General features: G+C 63.2%; 19 protein-coding genes. 11 read left to right on the top strand and 8 right to left on the bottom strand.

The genetic code is table 11. The features are described from left to right. Positions 1-285 precede the first annotated feature (285 nt). Positions 286-2,127 (bottom strand): M3 family oligoendopeptidase, encoded by a 1,842-nt coding sequence (locus tag EOC94_RS27025; RefSeq protein WP_185928332.1) that lies wholly within the window; start codon positions 2,125-2,127, stop codon positions 286-288. Positions 2,128-2,322: 195 nt separating this feature from the next. On the opposite strand from EOC94_RS27025, the gene EOC94_RS27030 reads away from it, so the two are divergent. Together EOC94_RS27030 and EOC94_RS27035 are read left to right on the top strand one after the other, a co-directional pair. Then, positions 2,323-3,861: a sigma-54 dependent transcriptional regulator gene (locus EOC94_RS27030; protein WP_127294544.1), complete on the top strand. Its 1,539-nt coding sequence runs from the start codon at positions 2,323-2,325 to the stop codon at positions 3,859-3,861. Between the two features lie 378 nt (positions 3,862-4,239). Then, a complete protein-coding gene (locus EOC94_RS27035; RefSeq protein WP_127294546.1) occupies positions 4,240-6,111 on the top strand; it encodes a DUF882 domain-containing protein in 1,872 nt (623 codons plus the stop codon). Between the two features lie 114 nt (positions 6,112-6,225). Here the strand turns inward: EOC94_RS27035 and EOC94_RS27040 are convergent, their stop codons facing one another. Next, positions 6,226-6,864, bottom strand: coding sequence for a 2-dehydro-3-deoxy-phosphogluconate aldolase (locus EOC94_RS27040; RefSeq protein ID WP_127294548.1), 639 nt, complete (start codon positions 6,862-6,864; stop codon positions 6,226-6,228). Positions 6,865-7,055: 191 nt separating this feature from the next. On the opposite strand from EOC94_RS27040, the gene EOC94_RS27045 reads away from it, so the two are divergent. The 3 genes from EOC94_RS27045 (at position 7,056) to EOC94_RS27055 (ending at position 9,892) form a co-directional block, all read left to right on the top strand. Further along, entirely contained in the window at positions 7,056-7,979 is a 924-nt protein-coding gene (locus tag EOC94_RS27045) for a rhodanese-related sulfurtransferase (RefSeq protein ID WP_127294550.1), read from the top strand. A gap of 119 nt (positions 7,980-8,098) precedes the next feature. Then, positions 8,099-8,863: a tellurite resistance TerB family protein gene (locus EOC94_RS27050; RefSeq protein WP_127294552.1), complete on the top strand. Its 765-nt coding sequence runs from the start codon at positions 8,099-8,101 to the stop codon at positions 8,861-8,863. 273 nt (positions 8,864-9,136) lie between these two features. Continuing rightward, complete coding sequence (locus EOC94_RS27055) at positions 9,137-9,892, top strand: SDR family oxidoreductase (protein WP_095484086.1); 756 nt, start codon at positions 9,137-9,139, stop codon at positions 9,890-9,892. 9 nt (positions 9,893-9,901) lie between these two features. Here EOC94_RS27055 and EOC94_RS27060 read toward each other — a convergent pair whose 3' ends face one another. Then, complete coding sequence (locus tag EOC94_RS27060; RefSeq protein ID WP_127294554.1) at positions 9,902-10,282, bottom strand: YciI family protein; 381 nt, start codon at positions 10,280-10,282, stop codon at positions 9,902-9,904. 127 nt (positions 10,283-10,409) lie between these two features. Then, complete coding sequence (locus tag EOC94_RS27065) at positions 10,410-11,594, bottom strand: pyridoxal phosphate-dependent aminotransferase (RefSeq protein ID WP_127294556.1); 1,185 nt, start codon at positions 11,592-11,594, stop codon at positions 10,410-10,412. Positions 11,595-11,677: 83 nt separating this feature from the next. On the opposite strand from EOC94_RS27065, the gene EOC94_RS27070 reads away from it, so the two are divergent. The 4 genes from EOC94_RS27070 to denD all read left to right on the top strand — a co-directional run bounded on the left by EOC94_RS27070 (position 11,678) and on the right by denD (position 14,607). After that, positions 11,678-12,364, top strand: a complete 687-nt coding sequence (locus EOC94_RS27070; protein WP_127294558.1) for a GNAT family protein — start codon at positions 11,678-11,680, stop codon at positions 12,362-12,364. 13 nt (positions 12,365-12,377) lie between these two features. Then, positions 12,378-13,364, top strand: a complete 987-nt coding sequence (locus tag EOC94_RS27075) for a cation diffusion facilitator family transporter (protein ID WP_127294560.1) — start codon at positions 12,378-12,380, stop codon at positions 13,362-13,364. 63 nt (positions 13,365-13,427) lie between these two features. Next, positions 13,428-13,634 carry a hypothetical protein gene (locus EOC94_RS27080; RefSeq protein ID WP_095484090.1) on the top strand — a complete coding sequence of 69 codons (207 nt, stop codon included), beginning with the start codon at positions 13,428-13,430 and terminating at the stop codon, positions 13,632-13,634. Between the two features lies 1 nt (position 13,635). Next, complete coding sequence (gene denD, locus EOC94_RS27085) at positions 13,636-14,607, top strand: D-erythronate dehydrogenase (protein ID WP_127294562.1); 972 nt, start codon at positions 13,636-13,638, stop codon at positions 14,605-14,607. A gap of 284 nt (positions 14,608-14,891) precedes the next feature. Here denD and EOC94_RS27095 read toward each other — a convergent pair whose 3' ends face one another. From EOC94_RS27095 to EOC94_RS27110, 4 genes are all read right to left on the bottom strand, one after another. Continuing rightward, complete coding sequence (locus tag EOC94_RS27095) at positions 14,892-15,995, bottom strand: nickel/cobalt transporter (protein ID WP_127294572.1); 1,104 nt, start codon at positions 15,993-15,995, stop codon at positions 14,892-14,894. Between the two features lie 58 nt (positions 15,996-16,053). Then, positions 16,054-16,722 carry a DUF1007 family protein gene (locus tag EOC94_RS27100; RefSeq protein WP_126105147.1) on the bottom strand — a complete coding sequence of 223 codons (669 nt, stop codon included), beginning with the start codon at positions 16,720-16,722 and terminating at the stop codon, positions 16,054-16,056. 85 nt (positions 16,723-16,807) lie between these two features. Further along, on the bottom strand, positions 16,808-17,707 hold the full coding sequence (locus EOC94_RS27105) for a LysR family transcriptional regulator (protein WP_095484093.1): 900 nt from the start codon (positions 17,705-17,707) through the stop codon (positions 16,808-16,810). A 1-nt stretch (position 17,708) separates the two neighbouring features. Further along, on the bottom strand, positions 17,709-18,908 hold the full coding sequence (locus EOC94_RS27110; RefSeq protein WP_127294564.1) for an amidase: 1,200 nt from the start codon (positions 18,906-18,908) through the stop codon (positions 17,709-17,711). A 541-nt stretch (positions 18,909-19,449) separates the two neighbouring features. On the opposite strand from EOC94_RS27110, the gene odc2 reads away from it, so the two are divergent. Both odc2 and EOC94_RS34385 read left to right on the top strand, forming a co-directional pair. Continuing rightward, a complete protein-coding gene (odc2, locus tag EOC94_RS27115; protein ID WP_127294566.1) occupies positions 19,450-20,583 on the top strand; it encodes an ornithine/lysine decarboxylase in 1,134 nt (377 codons plus the stop codon). Positions 20,584-20,677: 94 nt separating this feature from the next. Beyond that, on the top strand, positions 20,678-20,893 hold a 216-nt coding region (locus EOC94_RS34385; RefSeq protein WP_210212097.1), incomplete at its 3' end, for a hypothetical protein.

The following is a 20,893-nucleotide window of genomic DNA, read 5'->3' on the forward strand; positions in this document are numbered from 1 at the left end:
AACAGCCGGCTTAAATCGAGCTGTCGGCGACCGGCTTTTCCTGCCATGGCCAACGGCCGCTGTCGCATTCGCCGAAGCGCCATGACCGGCCGGAGATTTTTTCCTGGCCTGAGCCCCGCGCCCGACTGAGCTTGAGGCGGGACGCTATCATACAGCTTCCGGAAAGCTAACGGAAAATTTCACGGAGAGTTATTTAAGAACATATATTTAGGGCAAGAATAGAACGGCCCGAATATGCATTGCGGCTAAACTGTTCTGTCGGCCCCGGATGTTCAACGCTGTGTGTCAATTGTCCAAAGCTTCGAGCTCGTCGATCAGGCCGCCGATCACGCCAAGTCCGATCTGCCAGAAGGCAGGGTCGGTGGCGTCAAGGCCGAAGGGCGCAAGGAGCTCGGAATGATGCTTGGTGCCGCCGGCGCGCAGCATGGTAAAATATTTCTCCTGAAAGCCACGCTCTGCATTCTGGTAGACCGCATAGAGCGAATTCACCAGACAGTCGCCGAAAGCATAGGCGTAGACGTAGAAGGGCGAATGGATGAAGTGCGGGATGTAGGTCCAGAACACCTCATAGCCGTCGCGCAGCTTGATCGCCGGCCCGAGGCTTTCCGCCTGCATTTCCAACCAGAACTGGCCGAGCCTGTCGGATGTCAATTCGCCGTTCTTGCGTTCGGCATGCACCTTGCGCTCGAATTCGTAGAAGGCGATCTGGCGCACGACCGTGTTGATCATGTCCTCGACCTTCTGCGCGAGCATGGCCTTGCGCTCGCGCTTGTCCGTGGTCTGGTCGAGCAGCAAGCGGAAGGTCAGCATCTCGCCGAAGACGGATGCCGTCTCGGCCAGCGTCAGCGGCGTCGAAGCCATCAGCGCGCCCTGGCCTGCGGCCAGCACCTGGTGCACGCCATGGCCAAGCTCATGCGCCAGCGTCATCACGTCGCGCGGCTTGCCCATGTAGTTGAGCAGAACATAGGGATGCGCCGACGGCACGGTCGGATGCGCGAAGGCGCCCGGCGACTTGCCCGGCCTGACCGGCGCGTCGATCCAGTTGCGGTCGAAGAAAACCCGGGCGATCTCCGCCATGTCAGGTGAAAAGCGCTGATAGGCGGAAAGCACCGTGTTCTTGGCCTCGTCCCAACCGATGATCGCCTGCGGGGTCTCTGGCAATGGCGCATTGCGGTCCCAGTGGTTCATCACGTCCATGCCAAGCCAACGCGCCTTCATCGCGTAGTAGCGGTGCGACAGGCGAGGATAGGCATCGCGAACGGCTGAGGCGAGCGCATCCACCACGCTGCGCTCGACGCGGTTGGCGAGATGGCGCGAATCGGCGATGTCCTCAAAGCCACGCCAGCGGTCGGAAATCTCCTTGTCCTTGGCCAGCGTGTTGGTGACCAGCGTGAACGTGCGCAAATTCTTGCGGAAGGTTGCGGCCAGCGCTTCAGAGGCCCGGCGGCGCACCTCGCCATCGGCATGCTGGAGGCGGTTCAGCGCCGGCTCCAGGGTGAGCTCCTCGCCATCGATGTCGAAGCGCAGATCGGTCATGGTCTCGTCGAACAGGCGGTTCCAGGCGCCGCGTCCGGTAATTGACTTCTCGTGGAAAAGCTGCTCGACCCGATCCTCGAGCTGGTAGGGTTTGTCCATGCGCAGGTCGAGCACCCACGGCCGGTAGTGAGCGAAGGCGGGATCGGCAGCAAGCGCCGTCTCGATCGCGGCATCGTCGATGAGGTTCAGCTCGAGCGCGAAAAACAGGAGATGCGCGCTAGCGTCGGTCATCTTCTCCTGAATGTCGCCATAGAGCTTGGCGCGCTGCGGATCCGCGGTGTTGCCGGCATAGACCAGCCCGGCATAGGAGACGATCCGGCCGATCAGTTCCTCCAGCGCCTCATAGGCGGCAAGCGCCTCGCCCAGCCTGCCACCGTCGCCGCGTTCCGCCTCTGCGGCGAGCGTGCCCTTCCAGCGGCTCTCGAAGTTGATGGCATCGGCTGCCGCCTTGGCGATGTCGCGCTTCAGCTCGGGGGCTTCCATACGCGAATAGAGATCGCCGAGATTCCATTCCGGCAGATCGCCAAGCTCCGCCGGACCCTGACCGGACGACGACGCCGCCGCAAGCTGCCGACCAAAAACCATGCGCATTGCCGATACTTTCCAGATTGCAAGACTCAAGCGGCCAGACTCGAAGATTCAAAAGGGGAATGAGAAGCCGGTCAAATCCTAAGGAATTCGTTCACCGGGTTTTTTGAAACCTTGTTTAGAACCCTGTGCCAAGATGATCCATAGGGCGGATTGCCCCTCGGGTGGGCATATTGGGCGAGCATCGTTGAACCAGTCATGACAGGTTCCATACTCATAGTCGATGACGATCCCGTGCAGCGCAGGCTGCTCGAGGCGGCCGTGACGAAATTCGGCCACAGCGCGATCGTCACGGATGGCGGCGAGGCGGGTCTCGATGCGCTCGACGGGCCCAATGCGCGCGACGTGTCGGTGGTCATCCTCGACCTCGTCATGCCTGGCCTCGACGGCATCGGCGTGCTGAAGGCGATGCGCGAGCGCGGCATCCACGTTCCAGTCATCGTGCAGACCGCCCAGGGTGGCATCGAGACCGTCGTTTCGGCCATGCGTCACGGCGCTTTCGATTTCGTCGTCAAGCCGGCCTCTCCCGACAGGTTGCAGGCATCGATCGGCAATGCGCTCAAGGTCGAGGCGGTCGAGGGCGAAGTGAAGCGCACGTCGCGGCGGCGTGGCGGTCATCTGACCTTCAAGGACATGATCACGCACAGCCCGGCGATGGACCGGGTGATCCGTCTCGGCCAGAAGGCGGCCGCGTCCAACATCCCGATCCTTATCGAGGGCGAATCCGGCGTCGGCAAGGAGTTGGTGGCGCGCGCCATCCAGGGCAGCGGCGACCGCCGCTCAAAACCCTTCGTTACCGTCAATTGCGGCGCCATCCCAGACAATCTGGTCGAATCGATCCTGTTCGGCCACGAGAAAGGCTCTTTCACCGGCGCCACCGAAAAACACACCGGCAAGTTCGTCGAGGCGCATTCGGGCACGCTCTTCCTCGACGAGATCGGCGACCTGCCGCTCGACGTGCAGGTCAAGCTGTTGCGCGCCGTGCAGGACGGTGAGGTCGATCCGGTCGGCGGGCGTTCGACCGTCAGGGTCGACATCAGGCTGATCTCGGCGACACACCGCAATCTTCTGCAGCAGGTCAAGGACGGCAAGTTCCGCGAGGATCTGTTCTATCGGCTGAACGTCTATCCGATCTTCGTGCCACCGCTGCGCGATCGCCGCGACGACATCCCGTATTTGGTCGAGCACTTCCTGGAGAAGGTTGCGCCCACCGATCCACGTCGCCGTCTGCACGGCATTTCGGCCGCGGCGCTCGCCATGCTGCAGGCCTATGACTGGCCGGGAAACATCCGGCAGTTGGAAAACGCCGTCTTCCGGGCCTCGGTGCTTTGTGAAGGCGACGTGCTGACCGAGGAGGAGTTTCCGCAGATCCGGGCGCAGGTCGTGGGCACCGTCAACCTCGATGCGCATGACGCGTTGCCTCCCGCATCGCCTTTGATCATCGGGCCGCTTGGCGAGGACGCGCCGGCCAATAACGGCATCGCTGCGACCGAGCTCGATCCGCCGGCCAGTCCGCAGCCCCGCTTCGGCACGCTGCGGGCGCTCGACGAACGCGGCAATGTACGCGCGCTGGCCGATGTCGAACTCGAAATGATCAAGCTCGCCATCGACCATTACAGCGGCCAGATGAGCGAAGTTGCCCGCCGCCTCGGCATCGGCCGCTCGACGCTTTACAGGAAGCTCAAGGAATACGGCATCGATCCGGAAACAGGCCGTGTCGACCGGCTTGCTTCCTGACCAAGCAAGTTCGAACCAGCTTGCCAGCCCGTCATCAGGACGTTTGACCTCATCAATGAGGGCGTGACGCGCGTCAGACGACACGATTGCGGCAGTGTTCACGCATTAAGGCGGCCGGTAACAGATCGTGTTCATGGCAAAGCCCGAAACATGATCTAAACCAGCAGTTTACCAAGAAACCCTGCGCAATATTTTTGACGGGATATCGCCACGGTGTTACCGCATTTCGGCTTCAATAAGCGATGATTAACCATTAGGATCGATATTCGGATGCGAACATCACCGCATCCGTTGGTCAAATCCGGGGACAAACGGCAGCCTGCAAGGCCTTTTGATTTGAACAAAGTCGAACGACACACAAACGGGCGGCACTATCACATGAGCGTCTGGCCGAGATGGCTGGCAGCGGTGATTATCGCCTTTGGCTTCCTTGCAGCGGCTGCGACCGGCGCCAGCGCCCAGACACGTTCGCTGAAACTCTATAACCTCCACACCAAAGAGAAGGCGGAGATCGTCTTCAAGCGCGGCGGCCGCTACGATCAGGCGGGTCTGAAAAAGATCAACGTCATCCTGCGCGACTGGCGCCGCAACGAGCCGACCAAGATGGATCCGCGCCTGCTGGACCTGGTCTGGGAGGCTTACCGGCAGAGCGGCGCCCGCGACTATATCCAGGTCGTGTGCGGTTATCGCTCGTCGTCCACGAACTCGATGCTGCGCAGCCGCAGCAGGGGCGTTGCCAAGAAAAGCCAGCATATGCTCGGCAAGGCGATGGACTTCTACATTCCCGGCGTGCCGCTGAAGAAACTGCGCGACATCGGTCTGCGGATGCAGGGCGGCGGCGTCGGCTACTATCCGTCGTCCGGCTCGCCATTTGTCCACATGGATGTCGGCAATGTGCGCCACTGGCCGGGCATCAGTCGCCAGGAACTGGCGCGCGTGTTCCCCAATGGCAAGACGCTGCACGTGCCGAGCGACGGCAAGCCGCTGCCCGGCTATTCACAGGCGCTCGCCTCCTACAAGTCGCGCAAGGGCGCCGGCAGCCCCGCCATTGAACTGGCCAGCGCAGGTGGCGGTTCCAAAAGATCCGGGGGTCTGCTGGCGGCTTTCTTCGGCGGCGGTGAAGACGAGGCGGATGACAGCGCCGATGTGGCAGCCGCGCCGGCGCCGAAGCCAAAGACCGTGAAACTGGCGAACGCGAAGCCGGCGCCGGTCGCCAAGGACAGCAAGCTTCCGGGCATTGCCATCGTATCGCCTGAGGATGCGAAGCGCGCCGAAATCCCGCAAATCGCCGATGCGCCTGCTCCGGAACCGGAGGAGGACACGCCGGAAACGATCATCGCAGCGCTGCCGGCGCGCAGCATTCCGCTGCCTGATTTCGCCCCGCGTCCGAAGACAGATGTCGGCGCCCAGCCCGAAAACGTTCCGTTCGGCGTGGCGGATGCCACCGCTACCTCCGAACAGGCGGTGGCGACCGCGCAAGCGCCGGCAAGCGCTCCCTTTGGCATGGCCGACCCGTCTGCTGTCGCCGATCCGGCGCAGGTTGCGGCCAACAACATTCCGTTGCCGACCTGGCGTCCCGATCACTCGCTGCCGACCGACCTTGCAGCGGCCGACCTTGCGCCGCAGGACAAGGATGTGCTTTTGGCGTTGGCGGACACGGCCGGGCACGGCAAGACCGCTACCGATGCGTTCTCGGTGCTGCCGTCGGCGCGGCCCGACTTGGCTCAACCTGACTTGGCCCAGCCCGATTTGGTACAGCCCGACCAGGTCCAACCCGACGCGGTCAAGGCCGTCCTCGAGCGGGTCAGTGCAACCGACGAATACCAGGTCGCTTCGCTCTCCCAGCCGAGCTCGGTCTTCAGCGACGCGGCGAACGTCAATGCTGCATCGCCGCGCGAGGCTGTCGTTGCCCGCTCGGCCGGCTCCGATCCGGCTGCGGCGATCGGTGCGGGTGTGAAAACCACCCGCAAGGCAGCCAGGGCAACCGCCCGGGACCTGAAGCCTGGTCCCAAATCCGTGGTGGTCGCCGCCGAGCCGAAGGCTGCGCGTTGGGCGTTGAACAGCGGCGAGAATGTTGCCACTGTCTCCAGCGCAACGACGGCGCCGCGCTATGCCTACAATATCGTGCACACGCCGCCGAGCGAGGTCTACACCGCGGGCTTCCAGCCGAACGATCAGATGGCCGACGCCAACCGGTTCACCGGCAATGCCGTCAAGTTCCTGTCGGTCGCCCGCTTTCAGACCAAATAGCGGATCGACCAAGTATTACAAAAGCCGCGCCGGGCAATCCGCGCGGCATTTTGCTGTCCGCAAAACAGGAATGCCGCCGGCAATGCAGCCAATCCACTTGGGTTGAAAGTGTCTCTACCGCCCGAGCTTGCTCGCGGCTCGCGCCAGGGCTTCGATTTCATCCCACTTGCCGGCCTTGACCAAATCGTCCGGCGCCACCCAGGAGCCGCCGACGCAGATGACGTTGGGCAGGCTCAGATAGTCGGCGGCGTTCTTGCCGGTGATGCCGCCGGTCGGGCAGAATTTGACATCGGCGAGCGGCGAGGCGAATGCCTTGAGCGAGGCGATGCCGCCCGACTGTTCCGCCGGGAAGAACTTCAGGAAACGCAAGCCCGCCTCGCGGGCGGCCATGATCTCGCCGGGCGTGATGGCGCCGGGCAGCAATGGCACGTCGCTGCCCTTCGCCGCCGCCAGAAGCTCGCGGGTGATGCCGGGGCTGACGATGAACTTCGAGCCGGCTGCCGCCGCCTCGCCGAACTGGCGGGCGTCCAGAATGGTGCCGGCGCCGACGATGGCGTCCTCGACTTCGCCTGCCACGAGCCGGATCGCCTCCAGCGCGTCAGCGGTTCGCAGCGTGATCTCGATCGCCGGCAGGCCGCCGCGCGCCAGGGCGCGCGCCAGCGGCACGGCGTCGGTGACATTGGCGATCTTCAGCACCGGGATGACTGGCTGGCCGTTGAGGAGCGACAGGAGCTTTTCGGTTTTGCTGGGCATTTGTCGTCTCTCCGGTATTGATCCGTTCAACCGGTTAGCAGAAGGCCGTTTTTCTGTCCACGAAACGAAGCGTGTCGCGATGTCACGCACTGCCGGCAATGCCGTCAGCCCGACTGTCAAAGCCACCAAGGAGAGGCTGATCCACGCGTCAGCCTTGAATCGGCTTTCATGAGCGTTTAGTGGCTTCGGCGATGACACTGCCCAATCAACCTTTCCGCGTTGCCGCGCTCTACAGGTTTGCCCGGCTCGACGATTTTGAGGCGTTGCGTGCGCCGCTCGCCGTCTTCTGCTGCGGACGCGGTATCAAAGGCACGCTGCTTCTGGCGCATGAGGGCATCAACGGCACGGTCGCCGGCAGCGAAGATGATATCGCCGCGCTCATCGATCATCTCGAATCCATCGAATGTCTCGCCGGTCTCGAGGTCAAGTACAGCAGCGCCGCGCAGATGCCGTTCCACCGCATGAAGGTGCGGCTGAAGCGTGAGATCGTCACCATGGGCGTTAGGGATATCGATCCGGCAGCAAGCGCCGGCACTTACGTCGCGCCGGCCGACTGGAACGCGCTGATCTCGCATGCGGACACGATCGTCATCGACACGCGCAACGCCTATGAGGTGTCGATCGGCACCTTCAAGGGCGCGGTCGATCCCGCCACGACGAGCTTTCGCGAATTCCCGGCCTGGGTCGATCAGCATCGGGCCGAGCTCGTCGGCCGCAAGGTGGCGATGTTCTGCACTGGTGGCATACGCTGCGAGAAGGCGACAGCCTATGTGAAGTCGCTCGGCTTCGAGGATGTGTTCCATCTCAAGGGCGGCATCCTGAAATATCTCGAAGAGGTGCCCGCCGAACAGAGCCTCTGGCAGGGCGAGTGCTTCGTCTTCGACGAGCGCGTCTCGGTGTCGCACGGCCTGGTCGAGGGTGAGGCCGAACTGTGCCGCGCCTGCCGGCATCCGTTGACCGGGCAGGAGCGGCTGTCGCCGAAATACGCCGCCGGCACCTCATGCCCGCATTGCTTCGATGCCCGTTCCGAGGAGGATCGCGCGCGCTATGCCGAGCGCCAGCGCCAGGTCGAGCTTGCGCAAGCGCAAGGCAGGGACCCGCACATCGGCGGTTAGAGCGACGTGCGTCCATCAAGCGCTCACCCGTCATTGTAATGTCAATATGCGGGGCCTACCTCTTCAACGTCCGAAAACCTGCCCGTGCACGTTCGGCCGGGCCAATTCTGGAGGCATTGATGTTCGATCCCAAGAAGCTCCTCGACGATCTGCTCGGCTCGCAAATTCCCGGAACGGGGTCGACCGTCCGCGAAAAAGGGGGGCAGGCTGTGCAGATGGCCAAGGACAATCCGCTGGCGGCCGGCGCGCTGGCCGCGGTGCTGCTCGGAACCGGCGCTGGCCGTCAGATCACCGGCACTGCGGTGAAGCTCGGTGGCCTGGCCGCGATCGGCGGCCTCGCCTACAAGGCCTACCAGAACTACAAGAGCGGCAGCGCGCCGGCTGAGACGCAGGTTGCCGGTGAGCCAGAATTGCTGCCGCCGCCCGCTGACACCGCCTTCCATCCCTCGCAGGCGCCGCAAGGCGAGGACGAATTCACGCTGACGCTGGTGCGGGCGATGATTTCGGCGGCGAAGGCCGACGGCCATATAGACGACGGCGAGCGGCAGAAGATCGCCGGCAAGCTCAGCCTCGCGGGCATCGGCTCCGACGCTGAGAAATTCCTGATGTCGGAGCTGGAAACGCCGTTCGATCTGGATACGCTGGTCGCTGGCGCCCAAACCGACGCGCAGAAGCTCGAACTCTACACCGCCTCGCGGCTCACCATCGATCCGGATACGCGTGCCGAACGCGGGTATCTCGATCTGCTCGCCGGCCGCCTCGGCCTGCCGGACGCGCTGGTCGACCATGTCGAGGCGACGGTGTCGGCGGCAAAGGTGCCAGCGGAGGGCGCCAGCGAGGCGGCAAAGGCGGCTAGCAAGACCGCTCCCAATTCGCGCTGGTAGGCTGCAACCGTAGGGAGCTGACTGGCCAGATTTCGCGCTAACGTCTCGTTAACCCGGCGAGCGCATGATTTTAGGCAGTCGGATCGGCTTCCTCCTCCCAAGCCCGGTTCAGATCAGGGCGGCCGCCAATGGCCGCCCTTTTTGTCGGCTCAGCTAGCGCATAACCCGAAATCGGAATCGATTTTTGGACGCGATCATGCGCAAAATCAAATTGCTCAAAATCAAGGTGCTATAGCGCCCTTTGCGGGCACCCGGCGCTGTAGGAGAACAGTTATGACAGACTACAAAACCGCCATCGTCACCGGCGCCGGCACGGGCATCGGCAAAAGCGTTGCCACGGCGCTGCTCAAGGCCGGCTGGAACACGGTGTTCTGCGGACGCCGCAAACCGGTGCTGAAAGAGGCGATCACCGAGGCCGGATCGACACAAGCCAAGGCGCTGGCGGTTGCCTGCGACATCAGCAAGGCCGATCAGGTTGACGAGATGTTCGAGACGGTGGCGGCGGCTTTCGGTCGTGTCGACCTGCTCTTCAACAATGCCGGCACGAGCTACAAGTCGACGTTGATCGACGAGATCCCCGTCGAGGTGTGGAACGACATCGTCGGGGTCAATCTCACCGGCTCGTTCCTGTGCGCCCGCGCCGCCTTTGGCGCCATGCGCAGGCAGCGGCCGATGGGTGGCCGCATCATCAACAACGGCTCGGTCTCGGCCTACGCGCCGCGGCCGGGCTCGGTGCCTTATACCGCGACCAAGCACGCCATTACCGGGCTGACCAAGACGCTGGCGCTGGACGGCCGGCCTTATGACATCGCCTGCGGCCAGATCGACATCGGCAACGCCTTGACCGACATGGCGCAGGCGATGACGGTCGGGGTGCCGCAAGCCAATGGCTCCATCGCCGCCGAAGCGGTGATGGACGTCGAGCGCGTCGCCGATGCCGTCGTTCATATGGCCAGCCTGCCGCTCGACGCAAATGTGCTGTTCATGACCGTGATGGCGACGAAAATGCCGTACGTCGGGCGAGGGTGAGCAGCCGCTCTAGGGCTGCGTGACCGGAAGCGGCACGCCGGGAAGATATAGCGAGATTGGGCGGATTTCGTAGACGGCGGTCGGATTGACGCGGCGAAGATCGCGGGCAATCGCGATCGCGGCATCACGCGTGGCGCAGTCGACGACGTAGAGTCCCAACAATTGCTCCTTGGTCTCGGCGAAGGGTCCGTCAATGACCATTCCGGCGCCCGGCCCGCGCAAGGTACACGCGTCTTGTGTCGCCCCGAGCCGCGCCGCCGGGCCAAGGCTACCTTCCCGGTATAGCCGCTCGTTGATCTGGAGCAGGTCGGTCATCAACGCCGCATCCTCCTGCGGCGTCAGCGCCGTGATCGCTTCTTCCACGTGATAGGCGAGGATGGCATAAAACATCTGACGTCACCTTTCTTCGGTCGTGAATTCTATCGCCGAACGCGCAAAGAGCGCTGTGGCACTTTGATTTGCGCATGATCCCCAGGGGAAAATCGATTCCGATTTTCCCCTGGGGATGCGCTTGTCCTCATTTGCCCAGAAACGTCTCGATCCGCTCCAGCGCGCGCAGGATGTTCTCTTCGGAGTTGGCGTAGGACAGCCTGATATAGCCCTCGCCGAGAATGCCGAAATCAGGTCCGCCGATCAGCGCCACGCCGGCATCCTCGAGCAGGGCGGACGCCAGCTTCTTGGCCTTCCAGCCGGTCTTCGAAACGTTGGGGAAGGCATAGAACGCGCCCTTCGGCGTGATGCAGGAAACGCCAGGCAAGGCGTTCAGTCCCTCGACCACGACCTTCCTGCGGCGGTCGAAGGCGCGCATCATCTTGTCGACGTCGTCCTGCGGGCCGTCGATGGCGGCGATGCCGGCATACTGGCTCGGCGCGTTGACGCAGGACCAGCAATTGACCGCCAGCTTGCGCACCTTGTCGTGGAGGTGGGCGCCCTTGTCGCCGTTCGGCCAGATCGACCAGCCCATGCGCCAGCCGGTCATCGCCCAGGTCTTGGACCAGCCGTTGAGCACGATCAGCCGGTCGCGGATTTCGGGAAAGTTGAGCAGCGAGCAGTGCATCTCGCCGTCATAGGTCATCACGTCGTAGATCTCGTCAGAGAGGATGGCGACATCAGGGTGCGCTTCCAGCCCCTTGACCAGCTTCTCGATCTCGGCGCGGGGGGTGACCCCGCCGGTCGGGTTGGCCGGCGAGTTGAGGATCAGCAGCCTGGTCTTCGGCGTGATCAGTGCCAGCGTCTCCTGCGCCGAGAAGGCAAAGCCGTTCTCCTCGCGCATTGGCACCGGTACCGGGGCGGCGCCGGTGAACTCGATCATCGAGCGATAGATGGGAAAGCCGGGATCGGGATAGAGAATTTCAGCGCCCGGTTCGCCGAACATCAGGATCGCTGCGAACATGGTCGGCTTGCCACCGGGCAGGATCATCACCGACTCAGGCGACACCTCGACCCCGGTGGTGGTCAGCGTGCGGCGCACCACCGCTTCGCGTGTCGCCAGCAGGCCGTTGGCCGGCGTATAGCCGTGATGGCCGTCGCGCAGCGCCTTGATCGCAGCCTCGACGATGTGCTGCGGCGTCTTGAAGTCGGGCTGGCCGATGCCGAGATTGACGATGTCGCGGCCCTGATGGGCAAGCGCGGTGGCACGCGCCAGCACCGCGAAGGCATTTTCCTCGCCGAGGCGGTCGAAGGCCGAAATCGTGTGGAGCATTTTTCCCGTCCGTGTGGTTCTTTCGCCGAGCGACCGTTTTTGTGAGCGTCCGCTCACAAAAGTCAAACGGATTGGAGTTTTTGGTGTCGGAAAATCTCGAGAATTGGCAACCGCGCCCGCGGCCCGAACGCAAAGTGCTGGAGGGGCGCTATGTCAGGCTGGAACCGCTCAACGCTGAAAAGCACGGCGGCGGCTTGTTTGAAGCATCCTCGGTGCCCGACGTGGATGGCCGCTTCGCCTGGCTGCCTGACTATCCACCGCAGACCCGTGCCGCCTTCCAGCCTTGGCTGGACAAGGCCGAAGCCAGCGAAGATCCGCTGTTCTTCACCGTCATCGACAAGGCCAGCGGAAAAATTGCCGGGCGCCAGACGCTGATGCGCATCGATCCGGCCTATGGCGTGATCGAGATCGGCAACATCTATTGGGGTCCGCTGATCTCGCGCAAGCCGGCGGCGACGGAAGCGCAGTTCCTGTTCATGAAATACATCTTCGACGAGCTTGGCTATCGCCGCTACGAATGGAAATGCAACAACCGTAACGAGCCGTCGAAGCGCGCGGCGGAACGTTTCGGCTTCAAGTTCGAGGGCATTTTTCGCCAGCATCTTGTGGTCAAGGGCGAAAACCGCGATACCGCGTGGTACTCGATCATCGACAAAGAGTGGCCGGCATTGCGCAGAGCCTATGAGGCATGGCTCGATCCGGCCAATTTCGAGGGCGACGGCCGGCAGAAGCGACGGCTCGAGGATTTCCGTGCCGAGTTCGGTGCGTAGCGGGAGTTCGTGAATGGCGCATACCCATGATCACGGTTCGCAGGGGCATGATCACAGCCACGGCGCCGGTCATGTGCACGGCTCTACCGACAAGAAACGGGTGCTGATCGCGGCCTGCCTGACTGCCGGCTTCATGGTCGTGGAAGCGCTTGGCGGTCTCTTCACGGGATCGCTGGCGCTGCTGGCGGATGCCGGCCACATGCTCGCCGACTGTATCGCGCTCGGCCTTGCCTGGTATGCTTTTCATCTGGCCGGCCGCCCGGCCACCGTTCGCCTCACCTACGGTTTTGGCCGGGTCAAGACGCTGGTCGCCTATACCAACGGCATCGCGATCTTCGCCATTGCATTGTGGATCATCTATGAGGCTTGGGAACGCCTGCTGACGCCTGCGCCCGTGCTCGGCGGGCCGATGCTGGTCGTTGCGATCGCCGGTCTGCTGGTTAATATCGGCTCCTTCTTCGTGCTGCATGGCGGCGACCGCGACAGCCTGAACATGCGCGGCGCTATCCTGCACGTGCTCGGCGATCTGCTCGGCTCAGCGGCGGCGATCATAGCTGCCCTGATCATCCTGGCGACGGGCTGGACGCCTATCGATCCAATCCTGTCAGTCCTTGTCTCGCTGCTGATCCTGTCCACGGCCTGGTCGCTGATGCGCGAAGCAGCCCATGTCCTGCTCGAAGGCGTGCCGGCGAGCCTCGATCGCGACCTGATCGCCAGGGACATAGAGGGGACAATCAAGGGCGTTCGCGAAGTGCATCACATGCATGTCTGGTCGCTTGACGGGTCAAGCAACATGGCGACCTTGCATGCCTGCCTCAACGATGGCGTCGATGCCCACAAAGCGGTCAGCGCCATCAAGAAGCGGCTTGCCGCCGAGCATGGAATTGCCCACGCCACCGTAGAACCGGAATTCGGCCAATGCGCCGACAGCCATGATGAGCACCACGGCGAGCACGACCATGCGCACAATGTGGCTCCGCATCATGGCCACTATCACTGACACCGGGAGTTCCATGGCATTGGTAACCAAATTGATGAATTTCCGCAGCGTCGGGACCACTTGATGGACCGCGACACGCGCAATGCGGCAATAGGCGCCCTCTGGGTGCTGATCCTGTTCGGCATCGCCGCCTACTATTTGCCAACCGTGATGCTGGCGGTCGGCCGCGTCTCGACCATTCTTGCCGCTGCTATTGCCGCTGTCTTCATGGTGGCCATCTTCGTCGTGTTTTGGCTGCGCGGTCGCAGCCAGCGCAAAAGAGGAAAATGATATGCGTATCCTGATAACCGGTGCGGCAGGCATGGTCGGCCGCAAGCTCATCGCCCGGCTGGCGAAAGACGGAACGCTCAGCGGCCGGAAGATCGCCGCGCTCGACCTTCACGATATCGTGCCGCCGCGGGCGCCGGTCCTGGAAGGCGTCGATGTTGTCATCCACACCGGCGATCTTGCTGCGCCGAGCGCGACGGAAAGGCTGGTCGCGTCGCGCCCCGACGTGATTTTCCACTTGGCAGGTGTGGTATCGGGCGAGGCGGAAGCCAATTTCGATCTCGGCTACCGCGTCAATCTCGACGGCACCAGGGCGCTGTTCGATGCCATAAGGCTGACCGGGTTTGCGCCGCGCGTCGTCTTCACCTCGTCGATCGCCGTGTTCGGCGCGCCGTTCCCGGATGTCATCCCCGACGAGTTCCACCCGACGCCATTGACCTCCTACGGCACGCAGAAGCTGATGGGCGAAGCCCTCTTGGCCGATTACACACGGCGCGGTTTCTTCGACGGCATCGGCATCAGATTGCCGACCATCTGCGTCAGGCCCGGGAAGCCAAACAAGGCGGCCTCAGGCTTTTTCTCCGGCATCATCCGCGAGCCGTTAAGCGGCCAGGAAGCGATATTGCCGGTGCCGCGCTCTGTCGTGCACACCCACGCCAGCCCGCGCTCGGCGGTGAATTTTTTGATCCACGCGGCAGGGATCGACGGCAGCGCCGTCGGGCCGCGCCGCAATCTGACGATGCCCGGCGTCGCCGTCACGGTCGGCGAGCAGATCGAGGCGTTGGAGCGCATTGCCGGCGCCAAGGCGGTGAACCTGATCCGCGAGGAGCCCGACGACACGATCTGGGCGATCGTGAAGGGCTGGCCGACACGGTTCGAGGCGCGGCGATCAAGGGAGCTTGGCTTTGCCGCCGAAACCAGCTTCGACGACATCATCCGCGCCCATATCGAGGACGAGCTGGACGGGAAGATCTAACTTACGTTGATATTCAGGTCATGGTGGGCTGCCGCCTTCGGTACTACGCCATTGTCGACCTCGGCACTGCCCCTCACCTGCCTGCCGGCATCCTCTCCCCGTAAACGGGGCGAGGGGTCCTCTCATCGACGGCTTCGCCAATCGCCAGCGCTGCCAGAAGCAGCGCGGCCAGCTCCTTCTCCCCGTCACTATGCGGGGAGAAGTGCCCGGCAGGGCGATGAGGGGCGGCGCTGAGATCGACAATTCGTAGTCAGTACTGGAGGGCTGCGCGTCCGATCAAGGCGTCATCCGCCAGCCGCCAGGCTCGCCAAAAGCAGCAGCAACCCGAACAGGAAGACGAAAGCGGCGCCGCCGATCTCGACGATCGAGTGGATGCGGTTGCCCATGCGGCCGTCGCCGGCGAAATAGACCGCCCAGTTCTTGGCCGTCACCGCCAGCGTCGCCAACACCGAGACCGTGATCGCCGTGCCGAGCGCCATGGCCAGCACCGACAGAATGCCGCCGAGCCACAGCCCGTTGAGCATGGCAAAGCTCAGCACGATCAGCGCGCCAGAGCAGGGCCGGATACCGACCGCAGCCACCGCCGTCCAGGCGGTGCGCCAGTCGAAGCGGTCGCCGGAAAGCAGCGTCGGGTCGGGCGCGTGCGAATGTCCGCACGTCTCGCAGACTTCGCCCGCCGCATGGTGATGATGATCGTGCCCGCCATGGCCATGGCCATGGTGATGGTTGTGCGTGCCGTGATCATGGTCATGCGCATCATGGTCGCGGCCGGCATGTGCGCGAAGCGCATGGGAATGTTCCGAATGCGCATGCGCGGAATGTGCGTGGCTGGCATGCGAATGGCCGGCATGAGCCGCCGAGAGGCTGTAGGCAGGGTTTACCCCTAACAGGCGAAGGATGGCGGTGCCGGCCTTGCGCCACAAAAGCCAGGCGCCGAACAGAGTGACGAAGACATAGCTCATGATTTCGAGGAACCATGCCGCATCGGTCATCGATATAGCGGTGCCGCGCAAGACGAAGTAGGCGAGCATCATTACCAGGATGGCCGTCAGCGCCTGCAGCAGGGCCGAGACGAAGGACAGCATGATTCCGCGCTTGAGCGCGACTTCGTTCGCCACCATGTAGGACGAGATCACCGCCTTGCCGTGACCGGGGCCGGCAGCATGGAAAATGCCATAGGCGAAGGACAGGCCGATAAGCAGCCACAACTTGCTGCCGTCCTCGCGCATCGCCTTCATCGCGCCGGCAAGCGCGCGGTAGAATTCCTGCTGGCGCAGATTGATCCACATCAGGACATGGGCGAACGGGCCGGTGGTGGGAGCTATCCCGTCATTGGTGCCGATGCCGAGCGAGCTTTGGGCGTGGGCGGCGCCGAGCAAGTGCGTCATCACAAGCACGGCAGCCAAAAGGCCGAACGCCAAACGCAGGGACGGTTTCGTCACCGGATTATCCTTCTGGCTGACAGTTCATTTCAAGCTTGGTCGCAAAGATCTTGCTCATATCGGTGCCTGTCGGATCGTTGAAGAAGGCGTCCGTCAGGGTCTTCTGGTTCTCGGCGATTGCCTCGTCGGGGTTCGGACGAACGACTTTGCTCGTGCATTTCGACGGCATGCCATCGACCTGCAGATTGGCATCCTCGGTGAAATCGATCGCCGTGTAGAAGGTCGGGTCGTAGACGCCGATATCGATCTTGCCGGCCAGCTTCATCGGCGCCTTCGGTTCGGATTCGAACAGGATGATGAGTTGGTCGTTCTCGAAATTTGCCATCAGCTGCGGCGGCGGGTTCATCGCCTCGTCCTTGCCGTCGACGGTGACGAGCTGGAAGTAATTGAACTCCGCCAGCGAAGCATGGACGGTGTCGGCGACTTCCTTCAGCTCCTTGTCGTCGAGCTTCAGGTCGGAATTCTTGTCGAATTCCATCATCACCGTGCTCGAAAACAAATCGTCGAAGCGCCAGAGATGGCGCAACGCCTTCACAGTTTGGTGATCCGGGCTGAGAACCACTTCGAGGCGGGCCTCGGCGAAGACGTGGGGATGCACTTCGGCCGGCACGACCATGGCAAATGTCGCCGCCATGGCCGAAGCCATCATGATTGCTTGCCGTTTCAGATGCATTCTCGGTCGCGATTCCATCGACTTCGGTAAATATCGAGAGTTACCAGAAAGGGGGCGAAAATGGGACCGCCAGGCGGCTGAAAGCTCATGCGCTGTCATTCGTCTTGAACCACTGCACCAGGAAATCGACAAAAACGCGAACCTTGGCAGGCAAATAGCGCCGGTGCGGATAGACGGCGAAAATGCCGCTACCCGAAAGGATGCGGTCATCCAGCACAGTCACCAGCCGGCCGCTTTCGATGTCGGGAGCGGCGATGAAATCCGGCAGGATGGAAAATCCCAATCCAGCCACCGCGGCGGCTCTTGCGGCCATCGGACTGTTGACCTCGATCGGACCGGAGACCGAGACGGTTACCGTATCGCCACTGTCGCCCTTGAACGGCCAGTTGGTCAGCCAGCGGCCATTGGTGTCGATGATGCAGGGCACGCGGCCAAGGTCCTGCGGCCGCACCGGCATGCCGTGCTTGGCGATCAGCTCGGGAGATGCGCAGAGCCGCACCGAAAACGGCGCTAGACGCCTCGCGATCAGCGAAGAGTTTTCCAGCCGCGAAATGCGCACGGCGAGATCGAAACCTTCCTCGACCAGATCGACGAAGCGGTCGTCGAGATGGATGTCGAGCACGATGTCGGGATGCTGCTTGGCGAAGTCGATCAGCGATTGTCCGATCGGTGCGTCAGCAAAGGTGCGCGGCGCCGAAAGCTTGATCCTGCCGCGCACGTCGCCGGAGGATTCGCGCACCGCATCGGCCAGGCTGTCGACCTCACGCACGATTTCCGAGGCGCGGCGGTAATAGGTGTGGCCGGCCTCTGTCATCGAGAACTGCCGCGTGGTGCGGTTGAGCAGCAGCGCTCCGAGCTCGTCCTCCAGCTCGCGCACATATTTGGACAGCAGCGCCTTGGAGCGCCCGATCTTGCGCGCCGCTGCTGAAAAACCTTCGGCCTCGACCACGTCGATGAAGGCGCGCATGCGGGTCAGCGTATCCATGTCATGCGCTCCTTTGGCGGGCTGAAAGGATGCGCGCGGCGAGCGCAATCAGCTGCCGGTCGCTGTTCTTCGGTCCAAGCAGCGACAGGCCGAATGGAGCGCCGTCGACTTGGCCTAGCGGTAGGGTGATTTGCGGAAAGCCGGACAGGCCGGAAAGACACAACAGTCTCAGCGCGCGTTCACGGTACGTCTGTAAATCGTCGAAGGAATCGGCCTTGAGCGGGGCGGCGCCCGGAACGGTCGGCAGTACAAGAACGCCATCCTCGCCAAGACGCTCGGCGAGTTCGAGGCGGAAGGCGTCGCGGCGCTCCGTTTCATGTCGCGCCATCGCGGCGTCGATGGTCGCGCCATGCTCGAAGCGTTCCTTGACGCCGGGGCCCAGCATCCGGTTGCTCTGCGAGATCCAGGCACCATGATTTTGCCAGGCCTCGTACCCCTGCAGCTTGCGGAAGCACCAGTATAGATCGTCGGTGGAATGCGAGAGCGGCGCGATCATCCGCGGCGTGCCGATCACCGAAGAGACATGCTGGACCATGCCGCGATACTCGTCCGCCTCCTGCAGGCCGAGCATGAGTCCGTCCAGCGCATCCAGGGCGATGGGGCGCTGCAATTCGTGGCGGTGCAGATCGTCACCGAGCAGCACCGCGCCGACCTTGTCATAGGTGGTCATGTCCTTGGCAAACCACCCGAACGTATCGAGGGAGGGGGCCAGCGGCATGGTGCCATCGAGCGAAATGCGGCCATGCGTGACCCTGAGGCCGATCAAGCCACAGAAACTTGCCGGGGCGCGGATCGAGCCGCCGGTGTCGGATCCGGCGGCGATGTCGGCCAGCCCGCTAGCGACCGCAACGGCGGAACCTGAGGACGAGCCGCCGGTGATGCGGTCCGGCGCTGCCGGATTGACCGGCGACGGAAAATGCGCGTTCAGCCCCATCAGGGAGAAGGCCAGTTCATCCGTTTGCGTCTTGCCGACGAAGCGCGCGCCCGAATCAAGCAGCGCCCGGACGGCCGGCGCTGTCGCGGGGGCGGGTGAAACCTCCTGGTATTTCTGCGGATTGCCGCAGCCGGTGCGGTAGCCGGCCACGTCGTAAATATCCTTGACGGCCAGCCGCAGGCCGGCAAGCGGGCCGGACTGCGCATTGGATACAGGGATATCGTCTAGGTCGAGAAAAGCGTTCAGGGGGCCGCGAGTGCCTGTCATGCGTTCGATATCCGGATACAGCTGTTGCAACATTGTTCGATGCTAGGAATTTTACAACCTGACGTACGATTTTTATTGATTGTGAAATCCTTCGACCTTATATCGCGCTTGCCCAAAGTCGCACGTGCCTGTGGGTGTCCGCCGATCCTCAAATGGTGAGGGATATCGGTAAGGTAACTGGAGCCAACCCCTCCAGTCGGTTTAGCGGCCAACCGCCAGCCCGAGGACACCTTGAAGCAACGACGGTGCGGGCCTTTCTGGTGTTCTGCCGGTCGTCCAAAGACCGGGGTTACTGAAGAGGCACACCTTCATTGCCGGCAGTGCGGACGGGTCTCCCATCCAAGCCAAGGCAGACAAAGCGAACCGAGGCCGGGCAAGGCCAAGGTTCACCGCCGCGAGACGGCGTTTCATGGTTCCGGGGTCTCCACCGGCTGGTTCCATGGATTTGACGTCCCGCCTTTGTCCACCGCGTGTTCGCGAGGTCGATGACCCGTGTCCCGCAGCCTTTGTGCGCGCCGAAAGGCGCTGATGGAGAGACCCGATGGCTACCCAGCGCATCCTTGACTTCCTCGCCACCCGACGTCCGAACGGCCCCTGCCTCGTCGTCGACCTCGATGTCGTGCGCGATAATTTCCGCGCTTTCGAGAAGGCGCTTCCCGATTCGAAAATCTACTATGCGGTGAAAGCAAACCCGGCGCCGGAAATCCTGCGCCTGCTTGCTGCGATGGGCTCGTCCTTCGACACGGCTTCCGTTGCCGAAGTCGAGATGGCGATGGACGCCGGTGCGCCGGCGGACCGCATCTCCTTCGGCAACACCATCAAGAAGGAGCGCGACATCCAGCGCGCCTATCAGCTCGGCATTCGGCTGTTCGCGGTGGACTGCGTCGAGGAGGTCGACAAGATCGCCCGCGTTGCGCCCGGCGCCCGTGTGTTCTGCCGCGTGCTGACCGACGGCGAAGGTGCCGAATGGCCGCTGTCGCGCAAGTTCGGCTGCGTGCCGGCGATGGCGGTCGACGTGCTGCGCCATGCCAGGACGCTCGGGCTCGACGCCTATGGCGTGTCGTTTCATGTCGGCTCGCAGCAGACCGACCTGACTGCCTGGGACCGTGCGCTCGGCGATGCCAAGAAGGTGTTCGCGGCGCTCGCCGAGGAAGGCATCGTGCTCAAGATGGTCAATATGGGCGGCGGCTTCCCGACCCGTTACCTCAGGGATGTGCCGGTGGCACAGGCCTACGGCCAGGCGATCTTCTCGGCGCTGCGCAAGCACTTCGGCAACGCCATCCCGGAAACCATCATCGAGCCGGGCCGTGGCATGGTCGGCAATGCCGGCGTCATCAAGTCGGAAGTCGTGCTGATCTCGAAAAAGGCCGACAACGACAATGTGCGCTGGGTGTTCCTCGACATCGGCAAGTTCGGCGGTCTCGCCGAGACGATGGACGAGGCGATCCGCTACCCGATCGTCACCGCGCATGACGGCACCGAGACCGCACCGTGCGTGCTCGCCGGCCCGACCTGCGATTCGGCCGACGTGATGTACGAGAAGACGCCGTATCCGCTGCCCTTGTCGCTGACCATCGGTGACGAGGTGCTGATCGAGGGCACCGGCGCCTACACCACGACCTACGCCTCGGTCGCCTTCAACGGCTTCGAGCCTCTCCGATCCTACGTGATCTGACGGTTCGAAAGAACCGCTCAGATCATCCCAGGTGGGCGCCTGTCGCCCGCCCGGGCTCGCCTGTGGAACAATCCGCTCGTGAAGGATCGCGGAAATGGAAATTGTAGATTTCATTGTTGAAGACGCTGCGCGCGGAATCTCCCCCCTCGAGGGGGAGATGGCCGGCAGGCCAGAGGGGGTCGGTCCGGCTGACGCGACCTCTCTTGGACCGCACGGCGTCGGCGCTTCACGCGCGGCGACCCCCTCTGTCGCCTTTGGCGACATCTCCCCCTCGAGGGGGGAGATTGCTGGTGCTTTTGCCATCACCGCC

Origin of the sequence: Mesorhizobium sp. M6A.T.Ce.TU.016.01.1.1 (assembly GCF_003997065.1) — a bacterium.
Taxonomy (GTDB): Bacteria; Pseudomonadota; Alphaproteobacteria; order Rhizobiales; family Rhizobiaceae; genus Mesorhizobium; species Mesorhizobium mediterraneum.

Coding starts and splice junctions, on each gene's coding strand:
- EOC94_RS27025 (WP_185928332.1), bottom strand. CDS start 2,127: ATGCGCATGGTTTTTGGTCGGCAGCTTGCGGCGGCGTCGTCGTCCGGT.
- EOC94_RS27030 (WP_127294544.1), top strand. CDS start 2,323: ATGACAGGTTCCATACTCATAGTCGATGACGATCCCGTGCAGCGCAGG.
- EOC94_RS27035 (WP_127294546.1), top strand. CDS start 4,240: ATGAGCGTCTGGCCGAGATGGCTGGCAGCGGTGATTATCGCCTTTGGC.
- EOC94_RS27040 (WP_127294548.1), bottom strand. CDS start 6,864: ATGCCCAGCAAAACCGAAAAGCTCCTGTCGCTCCTCAACGGCCAGCCA.
- EOC94_RS27045 (WP_127294550.1), top strand. CDS start 7,056: ATGACACTGCCCAATCAACCTTTCCGCGTTGCCGCGCTCTACAGGTTT.
- EOC94_RS27050 (WP_127294552.1), top strand. CDS start 8,099: ATGTTCGATCCCAAGAAGCTCCTCGACGATCTGCTCGGCTCGCAAATT.
- EOC94_RS27055 (WP_095484086.1), top strand. CDS start 9,137: ATGACAGACTACAAAACCGCCATCGTCACCGGCGCCGGCACGGGCATC.
- EOC94_RS27060 (WP_127294554.1), bottom strand. CDS start 10,282: ATGTTTTATGCCATCCTCGCCTATCACGTGGAAGAAGCGATCACGGCG.
- EOC94_RS27065 (WP_127294556.1), bottom strand. CDS start 11,594: ATGCTCCACACGATTTCGGCCTTCGACCGCCTCGGCGAGGAAAATGCC.
- EOC94_RS27075 (WP_127294560.1), top strand. CDS start 12,378: ATGGCGCATACCCATGATCACGGTTCGCAGGGGCATGATCACAGCCAC.
- EOC94_RS27080 (WP_095484090.1), top strand. CDS start 13,428: ATGGACCGCGACACGCGCAATGCGGCAATAGGCGCCCTCTGGGTGCTG.
- denD (WP_127294562.1), top strand. CDS start 13,636: ATGCGTATCCTGATAACCGGTGCGGCAGGCATGGTCGGCCGCAAGCTC.
- EOC94_RS27095 (WP_127294572.1), bottom strand. CDS start 15,995: ATGACGCACTTGCTCGGCGCCGCCCACGCCCAAAGCTCGCTCGGCATC.
- EOC94_RS27100 (WP_126105147.1), bottom strand. CDS start 16,722: ATGCATCTGAAACGGCAAGCAATCATGATGGCTTCGGCCATGGCGGCG.
- EOC94_RS27105 (WP_095484093.1), bottom strand. CDS start 17,707: ATGGATACGCTGACCCGCATGCGCGCCTTCATCGACGTGGTCGAGGCC.
- EOC94_RS27110 (WP_127294564.1), bottom strand. CDS start 18,908: ATGACAGGCACTCGCGGCCCCCTGAACGCTTTTCTCGACCTAGACGAT.
- odc2 (WP_127294566.1), top strand. CDS start 19,450: ATGGCTACCCAGCGCATCCTTGACTTCCTCGCCACCCGACGTCCGAAC.